Origin of the sequence: Serratia marcescens (assembly GCF_006715005.1) — a bacterium.
Lineage (GTDB): Bacteria > Pseudomonadota > Gammaproteobacteria > Enterobacterales > Enterobacteriaceae > Serratia > Serratia montpellierensis.
This window is the reverse complement of the sequence record NZ_VFMJ01000001.1, coordinates 1,459,772-1,473,554: the sequence shown is the minus strand read 5'-3', so window position 1 is coordinate 1,473,554 and position 13,783 is coordinate 1,459,772. Positions and strand designations below refer to the sequence as shown.

Below are 13,783 nucleotides of genomic sequence, written 5' to 3'. Positions count from 1 at the left end.
GTTACTTGTTGTGGCCTTCTCCGCGTCACCCACCGCGGCGGCGACAGTCTCAGATTAGCCGTTTTTCCTTTCTACTGACAAGCTGTGGTTGAACGGTTTTTCCGAATAATTGCCCCCGTCACCGGCGGCGTTTTTGTCCGCGGCGGCAAGTTGTGTATACTTCACCGCTATGTAGATCTCACACTGACGCACTGATGATACAAGAACACCATCTCTCATTGGTCTGCGCCCTCAGCAAATGGGTCGAAACTCACCTTGGACGAGTGATCCATCTCGAAGAGCTGGCCGAGTACTCCGGCTACTCGCTGTGGCACATGCAGAAGCTGTTCAAAGAAGCGACAGGGATTTCGCTGGGCAAATACATTCGCGAACGCCGCCTGGCCGGCGCGGTTTACCAACTGCGCAGCAGTGAAGCGTCGATCTTCGATATCGCCCTGGACTTTGGCTTCGGCTCACAGTCCCATTTCACCTACATGTTCAGAAAGCGTTTTAATATCACGCCTTATGATTTCCGCCAGGATTTGAGCGTCGATCTGCACATCGACCCGCCGTTGCATGTCATTCACCAAAAATCCGCCTGACGCCCGCCGTAAACCGGCGGGTTAACGTGTCCCCCATACCGCCAGCATCGCGATCAAGGCCGGCAGCGCCTGCACCCACAGGATCTTGCGACTGGCGGTCAGCCCGCCGAACACCCCGGCCGCCAACACGCACCCGAGAAAGAACAGCTGCATCGCCATGTCCTCGCGCCAGTAGCCCCATGCCAGTCCCAGCGCCAGAAAACCGTTGTACAGCCCCTGATTGGCGGCCAATACCCGCGTGGCCGCGGCGAATTCCGCCGTCGTACCGAATGCGCGTCTGCCGAGCGGCGTGCGCCACAGGAACATTTCCAATACCAGGATATACAGGTGGAGCGCCGCAATGAACAACAGCAAAATATCGGCAAACAGCTTCATGATTGTCCTATCGCTTATTGAAGATGCCATTAAGTATAAGCGCGTAGCCCCTATCGTCAGACAATGGCGATAAAAAAACCCGCCGAAGCGGGTTTATGCAGGAGTCATTTTTTGAGGTTAGTTTAATACGGCGACCAACAATGCCGCGACAGAGACCCAAAACAGCGCCGTGGCAATCACGACATGGGACAGTCTTGCACGATAGAGTACCTGGCTCATAATGACCTCACTGACATCTGACTAACGGGAGACAACCTGACTTCCTGAGGATTATCCTAAACTTCTTCTCATTGTCATTATATGCGCCAGATCACTGTTCTGCCGATAAACCTTATTCTGTGGTAAAGCTGGAGCCGCGATCACAGTAATTTCGGCTTATTAGAGCGAAATAAGCCGAATAATCGCGGCGATTATATCCTAACGCTATCAAACATCGCTCCAGGGCAGGCGTGGCGCGGTCATTCGCTCGCCGGAATAACCGCTCACCGGCGGAAAACGCGACGTCCCTTGTTCCCAATCACGCTGGGCCCGAGTAATTTCAGCCTTGGTATGGCCAACGAAGTTCCACCAGATAAGGATCTCTTCGTTTAACGGTGCGCCGCCAATTAATAATCCCCGGCTGCCCTTCTGTGCATTTAACTCAATAGAGTTATTTCTCATGCCCAAATAGGCAAATTCGTCAGGTGAAAAGGTTTCACCATTAAGTTCGAATGCCCCCATCAGGGGCAAAAAGCCGATTTCATAGTCATCGCGCAGCGGCAATTGCACCGTCGCCGTTTCCTGCCATTCCATATCAATGGCAATTAATGGCGAGAGGGTAAATACCGGCGAACGATAAGCGCCAAATTCCCCGACCAGCAAACGATGATTCACGCCGTTATTCTGCCACTGCGGCAGGTCGGGGTAATGATCGAAACGCGGGGCCATATCGGCATGTTCGGCCGGCAACGCAATCCATAATTGTGCGGCATGCAATCGCCGCTGTTCGCCCACCGACTGTTCCGTATGTGCGATGCCGTGCCCGGCGGTCATCAGATTGACCTGGCCCGGGCGGATCACCTGCTCGCTGCCGAGACTGTCGCGGTGCAGTACTTCGCCTTCGATCATCCAGGTGAACGTTTGCAGACCGATGTGCGGATGCGGCCCCACATCCATGCCGGGCGAGGTACCGTTAAATACCGTCGGCCCGGCGTGATCGAGAAAACACCAGGCACCGACGGTACGCCTTTCCCGGGTTGGCAGCGCGCGGTTGATCGGAATGCCCCCCACTTCGGCGTTACGCACGGCAATACGCTGGATCTGGCGCACGCCGTCAACGACGGGACACTCGCGTGAAGGTGAAGAGAGCGTAGGACGGGACTGACTCATCGCAAAGACCTCCTGAATGGCGCCGATTCGCCAAGGGATAACCGTCCCAGCTTAACACAGGACTGTTCACCTCATAGAGCGGCGGCGCTCAGGCATATTTGCGCGGATTAGGACGCTTTGATATAGCAGCTTTTGATGTCAACATCGTCGTGTGCGTGCCTGAGATCGGAGAAATAGGTCACGCCAAAGAGAATTGATACCACCAGCAGCACGGAAACCAACAGGCCGATAATCGCCAGCAGTTTGGTTTCATCATGGAGATTAGGCTCCATTTTATCTCCCCTAGTTAATCGCGTCAGGTCACCCACAGCGTGACCGCCAGCGTAAAGATAATCAGTGAGCAGGACGCCACCGCCAACACGACGATAGCAAATTGCGCATCACCCAAGGTTTCTCGATAGTTTTTATCCGTTGAGGCGTTACGCTGTTGTTTCACTAAATCAGTTTTCACTCGTTCAACTGCTGCATTGCTGTTGGGCGGGGCAAAAGGCCCCTCAGTATAAGGCGTTAACGTTACCACCTTGGGCGTTCCGGCCTCAACCGGGGCATGACGCTATCAACTTTCCCCATCAGGGTCAACACCGTGCCTGCCGGCGAGCGAGCGGGTACACAGCGTAAATGTAACCGGCATTGAGGTCGCAGGGAAATAAGAGATGGCGATTACAGAGGACAAAAAAAAGCCCGGTACGCAACCGGGCTCTGGCAGAGAGACAGATTATTGCGGGATACGCAATACCTGACCCGGATAGATCTTGTCCGGGCTCGACAGCATCGGCTTGTTGGCTTCGAAAATCTTGTTGTACAAATTGGCGTTGCCGTACATCTCTTTGGAGATAGCGCTCAGCGTATCGCCCTTCTTCACGGTGTAGAAGCGGCTCTCGGCGTCGGATTGCGCCACCGCCACCTTGTCTTCCACGCCGCTGATGCCGGCCACGTTGCCGATCGCCACCAGGATCTTCTCTTTCAGCTCCTGACTGACGGCATCGCCGGTCACCACCGCTTTACCATCGACCACCTGCACATCGACTTTGTCGGTGCCCGGCAGGCCGCTCTTATCGAGATGCTCCTTGAGTTTGGCGCTTTGATCTTCGGCGGAGGCATTGCCGGTGACGGTGTCCCACAGTTTTTCGCCCGCTTCTTTGACGAAGTTAAACAAGCCCATATTCACTCCTTTTGATGGTTGCACTGATGCATTGAAGTAAGGCTTGTTAAGCTTAGCATCGTCAAAAGGATATGCCATCCGCTCCCGGCGTCAGAAATGGTTAGAGAATTCCGAAAGTGCCGTCAGCAGCGTCTCAATGGCGATTTATCACGCAATGATGCTGAAAAATCGCGCTTTTTTACCTACACTGTTGCCTACAGGGCGGTTCGACGAAGGAGGCATGCAACGATGTACGCATTGGTGATGTTTGTCTGTTATCTGGATGGCGGCTGCAGTGAAATGGTGGTCGATATATTGCGCGATGAACCGCAATGCCTGGTGGCGATGAAAGAGCAGAACCTGCGCCACGCCGGCTGTTATCCCATGGAAGAGTTTATCGACGGCTTTTGGTTACCGGCCAGCGAATACTCAGACTTTTGATCCCCTTCCCGCGCGATGCTGAGGAATTTCTGATTTCATCGGAAACTTCGTCTTCCTCCGAGGCATGAGGCCGCTGTTTTGCTAAATTGCGGCTCCCGAAGAAGAGAGACAGAGAAAGGTCATGTCAGCATCGGCTCATTCCAACGAGCAATATGAAATTCTGCTGCGCAACGTCAGCCTGGCGTTAGGCGACGCGGTGTTGCAGTTAATCAAAAACCACAAAAAGGTATCCGGCGGCAATATTCTTTCACAGTTGGTGACAGAGATAGAGCGCGAGCAGGATCAGCAGCGTTTTGCCGCACTGCGTTCCGCCATCGAACTGGTCGGGTTGGCACCCAAAGGCTGAACTCCCGATAAAACAAAGGCAGGGCTTGCGCCCTGCCTGATTACCGATCCCGACACAGGATGAAGGTAATGATGGAAACTTAGAAGCGGTAAGTCAGGTTGACGGCAACAATGTCGTCGGTGCTCAGCTTCAGTTTGTTGTCGTCGTTCAACTGGTTGATCTTGTAATCGACGTAGGTGTACATGTTTTTGTTGAAGTAGTAAGTCGCGCCCACTTCCACGTATTTCACCAGATCGACATCGCCAATCCCTTCAATATCCTTGCCTTTGGACTGGACGTAAGCCACGGACGGACGCAGGCCGTTTTCGAACTGGTACTGAGCCACCACTTCGAAGTTTTGCGTTTTATTGGCGAAGCCTGAAACGCCGTTGCCGCTGATCGGCGTCATGTTGCGCGTATCGGCATACATGGCCGCCAGGTAGACCTGATTGGCGTCGTATTTGACCGCGGTGGTCCAGGCGGTGGCCTTGTCGCCTTTACCGTACTGCAGCGCTTTCTGAGCGCTGGTGCGGTTGGAGTCAGAGAACGCCGCCGCTACGCCGATGCCGCTGCCGCCGATGTCCTGATAGTCCAGAGACATGCCGTAACCGTCGCCGTTTTGCTTGCTGACGCTGCGGCCATCACCGTCGTTTTTACCCTGGTACTGCAACGCCAGGTTCAGGCCTTCCACCAAACCGAAGAAGTCACGGTTGCGGTAGGTTGCCAGGCCGTTGGAGCGCGCGGTCATGTAGTTGTCGGTGTAGCTGTAGGAGTCGCCGCCGAACTCCGGCAGCATGTCGGTGTAGGCTTCGGCATCGTACACCACGCCGTAGTTACGGCCGTAGTCGAATGAACCGTAGTTGGCGAACTTCAGGCCGGCGAAGCCCAGACGCGTTTTGGTGCCGGTGGTGCCCTGCGCTTCGTCGTGGTTGGAAGCAACCTGGTATTCCCACTGGCCGTAACCGGTCAGCTGATCGTTGATTTGGGTTTCGCCTTTAAAGCCCAGACGAACGTAAGTTTTATCCCCGTCCTCACCTTTGTCTTTGCTGAAAACGTGTTTGGCGGCAACGCGACCGTACAGGTCGAGCTTATTGCCATCTTTATTGTAGATTTCAGCCGCGTTGGCGAAGGAGGAGATTGCCCCGAGGGCGACAGCTAAGGCTAATACACTGCGTTTCATCATTTATTTTCCTAGATATTATAATTAGAACCCTGCCCGTCACGCCCAATTTATAATTTGGGCTGTGATTTTATCTTTTGGTATTTTATGAGTGCCCCTAATACGGGGGTGATGTGACATTAGCATCATGAATCAAAACTTAAAATCAAAAAGTTCATGAAACAACGAGGAGAAAGCATGTTTATTTGTAACTAAACATTTCAAAAAAGAAAACACATAACCCATTGAATATAAGAATTTTTTATAACATAACTTATAACTAAAATGGTGCAACGCACCAAATTGGTGCATTTTGGTTTCGTTTTGTTTGCTTTCTGCACGATTCAAAAGTAACAACAATATTAGCATGGTTATTAAAAACGTTACTTATTTCACATTTTTATCTTAACAAACTCACCAGGCAATAAAGACCTTCAGCTAATCATCTGACACCGCCTTTTATTCATTCGCATAAAGGCGCGCATTCGGGACGAATAAAACTCGCCTTACGGCAATTTAAATAGCGGGAATTAGCAGGCTAAAATAATGAAGGGAATAACGGCGGCGCGCTGACGGCACCGCCGTAGATGAATCAATACAGCGTAGAGCGGGAAACTTCGCTCAACAACATACCGGCGCGCAGGCCCAACGCCACGTTGGGGTTAGGGAACAGTATCCAGGCCCCCTCTTGACCCACGCGATAGTCCTCCTGCGGCTGCTCGCACAGCAACATGCCCGGTTTCAGTTCGGTGAAGTTGGCGGTGTCATCGTCCAGGTGCAGCGTAAAATCCTCGCTGTGTTTAATCAACGAGTGCATCACGCGGAAAACCCGAATCGGGTCGCCCGAACGCACCGGCAAGGCGCCTTCGCTGACCGCCGCCCGCAGGGCGCGATCGATGGCGGCGAACTGCTGCAGATCGTTGCTGCCGAACGGCCGCGCCTTGCCCAACTCGAGCGTGCAGCTCGCCGCATTGAGATGTTCGCTGGAGTAGTGGCTAAAAGTCCCACCCGGTGCACTGTGTACCACTAACGCATCCAGATCGGCCGCATCCAGCAGCTTCAACATCGGCTCACTGTACGGGCGTTTCTGGAAGGGCAGAATGCCGAAGCGTGGCAAACGCGATTCACGGATGGCGGTGTGCAGATCGTAATGGAAACGCGCCGCCTGTTCGCCATCGAAAAAGGCGGCGAGCGCACGCTCCAACTGCTGCGCGCGCACGGTTTCGCCGCTGGCGGCGAAGTTGCGGTAGCGGCCGCCAAACATGCGGTTCATATCGCTGTGCAGATAACGCTTGCCGGCCCGCATCGCCGCCGGGTTACCCAGCACCACCAACAGCCGCACCGTCAGCGGCAAGCGGCTGGCCAGCAGATCGCCGACCAGCTGATTGAGCAGTTCAATCGGCGCGGTTTCGTTGCCGTGCACGCCTGCCGATATCACCATCGCCTGGCGGTATGGCTGCCGCGGCGTGAGCTCCAGCACCCCTTCCCCCTGCCAGCGCCAGCGCAGCTGCGGGGTTTCACCTTGCCATTCGACGGGTTCGTTCCCTTCCAGCGTCAAGGGCAGTAGATCGATCATGCCGCCTCCCTTAGCGTTGGAACGGATAAATGGAGCCGAGACCGAGGATCGACGTCAGCGAATCCAGCGCCTCGCGCCCTTCGCGCAGCAGCAGCGGATCGGCCAGGTCATCCTGCGTCAGGCGATCGCGATAATGGCGATCGACCCATTCGTTCAGCGTCGCGAACAGCCGCTCGTTCATCATCACGCGCGGATTCACCGCCCGCAGCTCCTGCTCGTTAAGCGCCACCCGCAGCCGCAGGCAGGCCGGGCCGCCGCCGTTGCGCATGCTTTCGCGCAGGTCGAACACGCGGATTTCATCGATCGGGCCGCCGCTGCCGACCATGTCGTTCAGATAACGCCACACGCCGACGTGCTGACGCGACTCTTCCGGCACCACGATCATCATCTTGCCGTTCGGCTTGGTAAGAATTTGGCTGTTGAACAGATAGGTCGCCACCGCGTCCGCCACCGAGACGCGCTCGGTCGGCACCTCGATCGCCACCAGCTCGCTGTCCAGCGTCGCCATCTTGCGGCGCACTTCATCCAGCGCCTGCTGCTGGCGGTAAAACGCCTGCTGGTGGTGGAACAACACATTCTGGTTACTGACCGCAATCACGTCGTTATGGAATACGCCCTGATCGATCACCGCCGGGTTTTGCTGCACGAAGACCGTATGCTGTTCGTCCAACTGGTGCAGACGCGCGATCGCCTCGCCGGCTTCGCGCGTCTGGCGCGCAGGGTAACGCGCCGGCGCCGTTTCGCCGCCGAACTCCTGCCGACCGTAGACGAACACCTGCACGCTGCGCTTGGCGTAGTCGCCGCCCAGACGGTTGTGGTTGGCCGCCCCTTCGTCGCCGAACAACGCCACCTGCGGCAGCGCCTCGTGGTGGGCAAAATGCCGATCGTCGCTGAACATCGCCCGCAATACGGCGGTGGTGGTTTCCGCTTCGATGGCGCGGTGGAATTTGTTATTCAGGTTGGCGGCGGTGAAATGCACCTTGCCGTCGGCGCTGTCCGCCGAGGGCGATACGGTGGCTGCATTGGCGGTCCACATGCACGACGCCGAGCTGAGCGCCGACAGCAGGCGCGGCGCCTGACGCATCGCCTGCGCCAGCACCGCCTCATCGCTGCCGCTGAAGCCCAGGCGCCGCAGCATCGGCAAGTGCGGCCGCTCCTGCGGCGGCAATACCCCTTGCTGGAAACCGAGATCGGCCAGCGCCTTCATTTTCAACAAGCCTTGTTTCGCCGCCAGCTTCGGGTTCGATACGCTGTTTTGATGCTGCGTCGACGCCTCGTTGCCGAACGACAGCCCGGCATAGTGGTGCGTCGGCCCCACCAAACCGTCGAAATTGACTTCATATCCTGACATGTTCATCCCCAGTGGATAGCGTGCGACAGCGCCATCGCGCCGCCGCAGACGATTAACGGAACGACAAGCCCGGCGAGAGCGTCGCCGGCAGCGACAGGCTTTCGCTTTCCAGCGAAGCCATCGGCCAGGCGCAATAGTCCGCCGCATAGAAGGCGCTTGGGCGATGGTTGCCGGAGGCTCCCACGCCACCGAACGGCGCCGCGCTGGATGCCCCGGTCAGCGGCTTGTTCCAGTTGACGATGCCGGCGCGCGCTTCCAGCAGCAACCGCTCGAACAGCTCACGCTGCGGCGAGACCAGCCCCACCGACAGGCCGTAGCGCGTCCGGTTGGCCAGCTGCAGCGCCTCGTCGAAATCGCGGTAACGTACGATGGTGGTCAACGGCCCGAAATACTCTTCGTCCGGTACGCCGGCCACGCCGGTCAGATCGACGATGCCCGGGCTGAGCAGCGAACTGCCCGGCTCCAGCAGGCGCAGGGTCAGCAGCGATTTGCCGCCCAGCGCCAGCAAGTTTTGCTGCGCTTTCAGCATGTTTTCCGCCGCGGCTGCCGACACCACCCCACCCATGAACGGCTGCGGTTCGGCATCCCAGCGGCCGACACGCAGTTCGCCCGCCACCTGGACCAAACGCGCGATAAAGGCATCGCCTTCCGCCCCCTGCTTCACCAGAATACGGCGTGAACAGGTGCAGCGTTGGCCGGCGGAGATAAACGCCGATTGGATAGCCAGGTTGACCGCCGCATCGCGATCGTCGAAACCGTCGACGATCAGCGCGTTGTTACCGCCCATCTCCAGCGCCAGGATCTTCTCCGGTTGCCCCGCCAATTGGCGATGCAGGTGATAGCCGGTGCCGGCGCTGCCGGTGAACAGCAGGCCGTCGATATCCGCACTGGCCGCCAGCGCTTCGCCGGTTTCCCGGCCGCCTTGCACCAGATTGATCACCCCGTCCGGCAGGCCGGCCTGCTGCCACAGCTTGAGGGTTTCCTCGGCGGTCAGCGGCGTCAGCTCGCTCGGTTTAAATACCACGCAGTTTCCGGCCAACAGCGCCGGCACGATATGGCCGTTCGGCAGGTGGCCGGGGAAGTTGTAAGGCCCGAACACCGCCAGCACGCCGTGCGGGCGGTGACGCAGCACCGAAGCGCCGTCAGCCATCGCCGTCTGGCTAAAACCGGTGCGCGTCTGGTAGGCCTGCAGCGAAATGCCCACTTTGCCGATCATCGCCTGAATTTCGGTCAACGTTTCCCAGCGCGGTTTGCCGGTCTCGCGGCTGATGGTTTCCGCCAGCGACTGCTTGTGTTCTTCCAGCAAGGCGGCGAAGCGTTTCACCAGCTGTTCGCGCTGCTCGAACGGCGTACGCGCCCAGGCGGGGAACGCGGCGCGCGCGGCCTCGCAGGCGGCGGCGACGTCATCAGTATCGGCGGCGTTAGCGCGCCACAGCGGCTGGTTGCCGACCGGATCGGCTTTGCCGAACTCGGCGCCGCGGCCCTGCCGCCAGACGCCGTTAATCAACAGTGCAGGATGAGACATCATGCTTTCTCCTGTGCAATAAGGGGGAGCACCCGCACCGGGCTGCCCTGCTCGACGCCCAGCGCCGCAGCGGTGGCGGCGTTGATATGCAGGCGGTCGTCATACAGTTCGGCATTGACCAACAGTGCGCGGTAGTTCTGATAGTTGTCGTTGGCCACCAGATGCACCGGCGCATCGGCGCGCATCGGCGTGTCATCCAGCACCACTTTCACCAGGCGGCTCTGTTTCACCGCGCGGATGTGGTCGATCTCGGCTTCCAGCGTCGGGCCGCCGTCGAAGATATCGACGTAACCCTGATAGCTCAGGCCTTCCGCCTCCAGCAAGCGGCGCGCCGGCAGGGTTTGCGGATGCACTTCACCGATCACTTTCTGCGCGTCTTCGGCCAGGAAATCGACATACAGCGGATGTTTCGGCATCAGTTCGGCGATAAACGCCTTTTGCCCTGTGCCGCTCAGGTAGTCCGCCTTGGCGAACTCGATGGAGAAGAAACGGTGCCCGACGCTCTCCCAGAACGGCGAACGGCCGTTTTCATCGGAGAAACCGCGCATCTCGGCGATCAGGCGCCGGGAGAAACGCTCGCGGAACGCAGCGATAAACAGGAAACGCACCTTCGACAGCAGTTTGCCGTTCTCACCGTGGCGATAGTCCGGATCGAGGAACAGCGTGCACAGCTCCGAATGGCCGGTATGATCGTTGCTGAGGAACAGGGTCGGTACCGATTTATAGACGTTCAGCTGTTTGGAAGCGTGTACCTGAGTGCCGACGCGGAAGCTGTACCAGGGTTCAGCCAGGCCGACGGCCACTTCGATCGCGCACACCCCCACCACTTTCCGGCGCTCGCTATCCTCCAACACGAACAGATAACACTGGTCACTTTGCGGAAGTTCGCCTTGCCAGGTTTTTAACGCCCGCTCAATGCGTGCCGACAGGGTATCTTCATTTTGCGGCAGTGAAGTGAGACCGATGCCGGATTTACCGGCAAGCGTCAACAAATCCGCCAGATCGCGACGCTCTATAGGGCGAATAATCATCATAATGCGAACCTCTTCTGAATCAGGCTGCGCCGGTGAAGGCGCAGCCCGCTGATTAGCTGCAAATGCGCGCCACGGCACGCGCGAATCGCGCCAGCCCCTCTTTCACATCCTGCTCAGGGATGATCAGCGACGGCGTGAAACGCACCACGTCCGGACCGGCGATCAGCGCGATGACGCCTTCTTCGTTGGCCAGTTGGGTGATCTGCTTCGCTTTGCCGGCATAGTCTTTCGTCAATTGGCAGCCGATCAGCAAACCGCCGCCGCGAATGTCGGCGAAGATCGGGTACTGGCGGTTGATGTCGTTCAACCCGTCGATGAACCACTGGTGGCGCTGTTTGACGCCTTCCAGCACTTCCGGGGTGTTGATGATGGAGAACACTTCCCCCGCCACCGCCGTCGCCAGCGGGTTGCCGCCGTAGGTGGTGCCGTGGGTGCCGACGCCCAGCGTTTTCGCCAGCGCATCGGTGGTCAGCATGGCGCCGATCGGGAAGCCGCCCCCCAGCGCTTTGGCGGTGGTCAGCACATCAGGCACCACGCCGTACTGCATGTAGGCATACAGGTGGCCGGTGCGGCCGACGCCGGTCTGCACTTCGTCGAAGATCAGCAGCGCATTATGACGATCGCACAGCTCACGCAACCCCTGCAGGAAACTGGCTTCCGCCGGCAGCACGCCGCCTTCGCCCTGGATCGGCTCGACGATCACCGCGCAGGTGCGATCGTTGATAAGTTCGGCCGCGGCGGCCAGATCGTTATACGGCGTATGAGTGATGCCACCCGGCAACGGCGCAAAGTCCTGCGAATATTTTGGCTGGCCGCCGGCGGATACGGTAAACAGCGTGCGGCCGTGGAACGCGTTGTTGAACGCCACAATTTGATCTTTACCGGCGCCGTGCTGGTCATGCGCATGTTTGCGCGCCAGTTTCAGCGCCGCTTCGTTGGCTTCGGCGCCCGAGTTGCAGAAGAACACTTTGTCAGCGAAGGTGGCGTCGATCAGCTTTTTGGCCAGGCGCAGCACCGGTTCGTTGGTATAACCATTGCCCAGATGCCACAGTTTGCCCGCCTGCTCCACCAGCGCCGCCTTGACCGCCGGGTGCGCATGCCCCAACGCGTTAACCGCGATGCCGCCGGCGAAATCGATGTAAGACTTACCCTGCTGATCCCACACCTGCGATCCTTCTCCCCGCACCAGAATAAAATCGGCAGGGGCATAAACCGGGACCATCCAGTCATCGAAAGACTGGCGGGTAACTGCGATTGGCTGTTCCATAGTGACCTCATAATCTCAGCAAAGGCTGAATTTTGACTGTAAGGACCGCTCAAGCCCGGCTAGGCCGCCACAATGCAAAAAAACCGTTGTTCAAAACCGACTTTCCCGGCGGAGAAAATGCTGTCCCTTACCGCTGATTTAGAAACAAATCTGTTACATAAAATCGGTTTTTCACTATTTATGGCGTATATCCGGTCCCTGAGCGGGGAGTAAATGTTAACGAGCAGTTAAAATACATGTCGTTTGATAAAGAGTGTAGAGCAGCTATCGTGCCAAAACGGGATTTTTGCCTTATTTTGCTATTTTTTACGTTAAAACAACAGCTTATAATGAATATTTATTCATTTTCTATGCATTGGTAATGCATAAATTAAAAAATAAGGCCTAAAATCATCATTGCGCGCGAAATCCTATTCAATTACGAAAAACTTTAGGATTTCTGATCGGGCTCGCAAAAATAATTTCATCCGATTTGCTCGCCATCACACTTTTTGCCCCAACCCGGTGCAGCGGTGCGACAGAAGGGTGCAACGCGGCAGCGACGCAGAGATCCTCCCGGCTATGCTCCCGAAAAGGGTCGCGCTGACCGCGGCTCCTGCTTTGTGCGACAGCGTCTACACTGTGATCCTGACCGCCCCTTCTCTTCTGCGCACAAGGAGTCACCATGCCCAAGAAAACCGTCGATCTCAGCCAGCCGCACGCCCAGCACGACATCCGCGCGTTTCTCGACGCGCTGAATACCAGCGGAGGTAAACCCATGGAACAGATGAAACCCAAAGAGGCGCGCAGGGTCTTGGAGGACGCGCAACGCAGCGTCGAGGTGCCGCTGCGCGAGGTCGAGATCAGCGAGAAAACCATTCACGTAGAAGGTCAGGATATTCTGCTGCAGCTGGTGCGGCCGTCCAGGGTCAACCAGGCGCTGCCGGTATTCATGTTCTTTCACGGCGGCGGTTGGGTGCTGGGCGATTTCCCCACCCATGAACGGCTGGTGCGCGATCTGGTGCACAGCTCAGGCGCAGTGGCGGTGTTCGTCAATTACCCCCGCTCACCGGAGGTGCGCTACCCCGAGGCGATCAATCTGGCTTACGCCGCCACCGAATGGGTGGCCGAGTACGGCGAGAAGATCAACGTCGACGGTTCGCGGCTGGCGGTGGTCGGCAACAGCGCCGGCGGCAATATGGCGGCGGTGGTCAGCCTGATGGCCAAAGAGAAAGGCATACCGGCGCTGCGTTGCCAGATACTGCTGTGGCCCGTCACCCGTGCCCAGTTTGATACCGACTCCTATCATCAGTTCGCCGAAGGCCATTTCCTGACCCGCAACATGATGAAGTGGTTTTGGGACAGCTACGCGCCCGATAAGGCGCAGCGCAAAGACATCTACGCTTCGCCGCTCAACGCCACGCCGGAACAGCTACGGGGCTTGCCGCCGGCGCTGGTGCAGACCGCCGAGCTGGATGTGCTGCGCGATGAAGGCGAAGCTTACGCGCGTCTGCTCGATGCCGCCGGCGTCGAGGTCACCGCCACCCGCTATAACGGGCTGATCCACGACTACGGCCTGTTGAATCCGCTCGCCCACGTCCCGGCGGTGCATTCGGCGATCCATCAGGCCGGGCGCGCGTTGAAGCACTACCTGTCCTGAC

15 protein-coding genes are annotated in these 13,783 nt (G+C 57.8%); 4 read left to right on the top strand and 11 right to left on the bottom strand.

What is annotated here, in order from left to right:
* Positions 1-194 precede the first annotated feature (194 nt).
* Positions 195-581: a helix-turn-helix domain-containing protein gene (locus FHU12_RS06975; RefSeq protein ID WP_004927697.1), complete on the top strand. Its 387-nt coding sequence runs from the start codon at positions 195-197 to the stop codon at positions 579-581.
* A gap of 21 nt (positions 582-602) precedes the next feature.
* Here FHU12_RS06975 and FHU12_RS06970 read toward each other — a convergent pair whose 3' ends face one another.
* The 5 genes from FHU12_RS06970 to lysM all read right to left on the bottom strand — a co-directional run bounded on the left by FHU12_RS06970 (position 603) and on the right by lysM (position 3,486).
* Entirely contained in the window at positions 603-956 is a 354-nt protein-coding gene (locus FHU12_RS06970; RefSeq protein WP_141968290.1) for a DUF1304 domain-containing protein, read from the bottom strand.
* A 426-nt stretch (positions 957-1,382) separates the two neighbouring features.
* Positions 1,383-2,324, bottom strand: coding sequence for a pirin family protein (locus FHU12_RS06965; RefSeq protein ID WP_141968288.1), 942 nt, complete (start codon positions 2,322-2,324; stop codon positions 1,383-1,385).
* A gap of 107 nt (positions 2,325-2,431) precedes the next feature.
* On the bottom strand, positions 2,432-2,596 hold the full coding sequence (locus FHU12_RS27100) for a hypothetical protein (RefSeq protein WP_164491940.1): 165 nt from the start codon (positions 2,594-2,596) through the stop codon (positions 2,432-2,434).
* A 23-nt stretch (positions 2,597-2,619) separates the two neighbouring features.
* On the bottom strand, positions 2,620-2,775 hold the full coding sequence (locus FHU12_RS27095; protein ID WP_016927390.1) for a hypothetical protein: 156 nt from the start codon (positions 2,773-2,775) through the stop codon (positions 2,620-2,622).
* A gap of 264 nt (positions 2,776-3,039) precedes the next feature.
* Positions 3,040-3,486, bottom strand: a complete 447-nt coding sequence (gene lysM, locus FHU12_RS06960) for a peptidoglycan-binding protein LysM (RefSeq protein WP_016927389.1) — start codon at positions 3,484-3,486, stop codon at positions 3,040-3,042.
* A 228-nt stretch (positions 3,487-3,714) separates the two neighbouring features.
* Here lysM and FHU12_RS06955 point away from each other — a divergent pair, with 228 nt between their 5' ends.
* Both FHU12_RS06955 and FHU12_RS06950 read left to right on the top strand, forming a co-directional pair.
* Entirely contained in the window at positions 3,715-3,906 is a 192-nt protein-coding gene (locus tag FHU12_RS06955) for a YdfD/YebW family protein (protein ID WP_004934567.1), read from the top strand.
* A gap of 121 nt (positions 3,907-4,027) precedes the next feature.
* Positions 4,028-4,252 (top strand): biofilm development regulator YmgB/AriR family protein, encoded by a 225-nt coding sequence (locus tag FHU12_RS06950; protein WP_033643403.1) that lies wholly within the window; start codon positions 4,028-4,030, stop codon positions 4,250-4,252.
* Positions 4,253-4,331: 79 nt separating this feature from the next.
* On the opposite strand, the gene FHU12_RS06945 is transcribed toward FHU12_RS06950, so the two are convergent.
* From FHU12_RS06945 to FHU12_RS06920, 6 genes are all read right to left on the bottom strand, one after another.
* Positions 4,332-5,414 carry a porin gene (locus FHU12_RS06945; RefSeq protein WP_141968286.1) on the bottom strand — a complete coding sequence of 361 codons (1,083 nt, stop codon included), beginning with the start codon at positions 5,412-5,414 and terminating at the stop codon, positions 4,332-4,334.
* A 568-nt stretch (positions 5,415-5,982) separates the two neighbouring features.
* A complete protein-coding gene (gene astE / locus FHU12_RS06940) occupies positions 5,983-6,966 on the bottom strand; it encodes a succinylglutamate desuccinylase (RefSeq protein ID WP_141968284.1) in 984 nt (327 codons plus the stop codon).
* Positions 6,967-6,976: 10 nt separating this feature from the next.
* The gene (astB, locus tag FHU12_RS06935) at positions 6,977-8,317 is read right to left on the bottom strand and encodes an N-succinylarginine dihydrolase (protein ID WP_141968282.1); all 1,341 of its coding nucleotides are present in this window, start codon (positions 8,315-8,317) and stop codon (positions 6,977-6,979) included.
* A 52-nt stretch (positions 8,318-8,369) separates the two neighbouring features.
* Positions 8,370-9,842, bottom strand: coding sequence for a succinylglutamate-semialdehyde dehydrogenase (gene astD / locus FHU12_RS06930; protein ID WP_141972916.1), 1,473 nt, complete (start codon positions 9,840-9,842; stop codon positions 8,370-8,372).
* Positions 9,842-10,876, bottom strand: a complete 1,035-nt coding sequence (astA, locus tag FHU12_RS06925; protein ID WP_141968280.1) for an arginine N-succinyltransferase — start codon at positions 10,874-10,876, stop codon at positions 9,842-9,844. Before astA ends, astD begins: the two co-directional genes overlap by 1 nt.
* Before the next feature lie 52 nt (positions 10,877-10,928).
* Entirely contained in the window at positions 10,929-12,143 is a 1,215-nt protein-coding gene (locus FHU12_RS06920; protein WP_025303180.1) for an aspartate aminotransferase family protein, read from the bottom strand.
* Positions 12,144-12,807: 664 nt separating this feature from the next.
* Between FHU12_RS06920 and FHU12_RS06915 the strand changes: the two genes are divergently transcribed.
* The gene (locus FHU12_RS06915; RefSeq protein ID WP_141968278.1) at positions 12,808-13,782 is read left to right on the top strand and encodes an alpha/beta hydrolase; all 975 of its coding nucleotides are present in this window, start codon (positions 12,808-12,810) and stop codon (positions 13,780-13,782) included.
* Position 13,783: the final 1 nt, after the last annotated feature.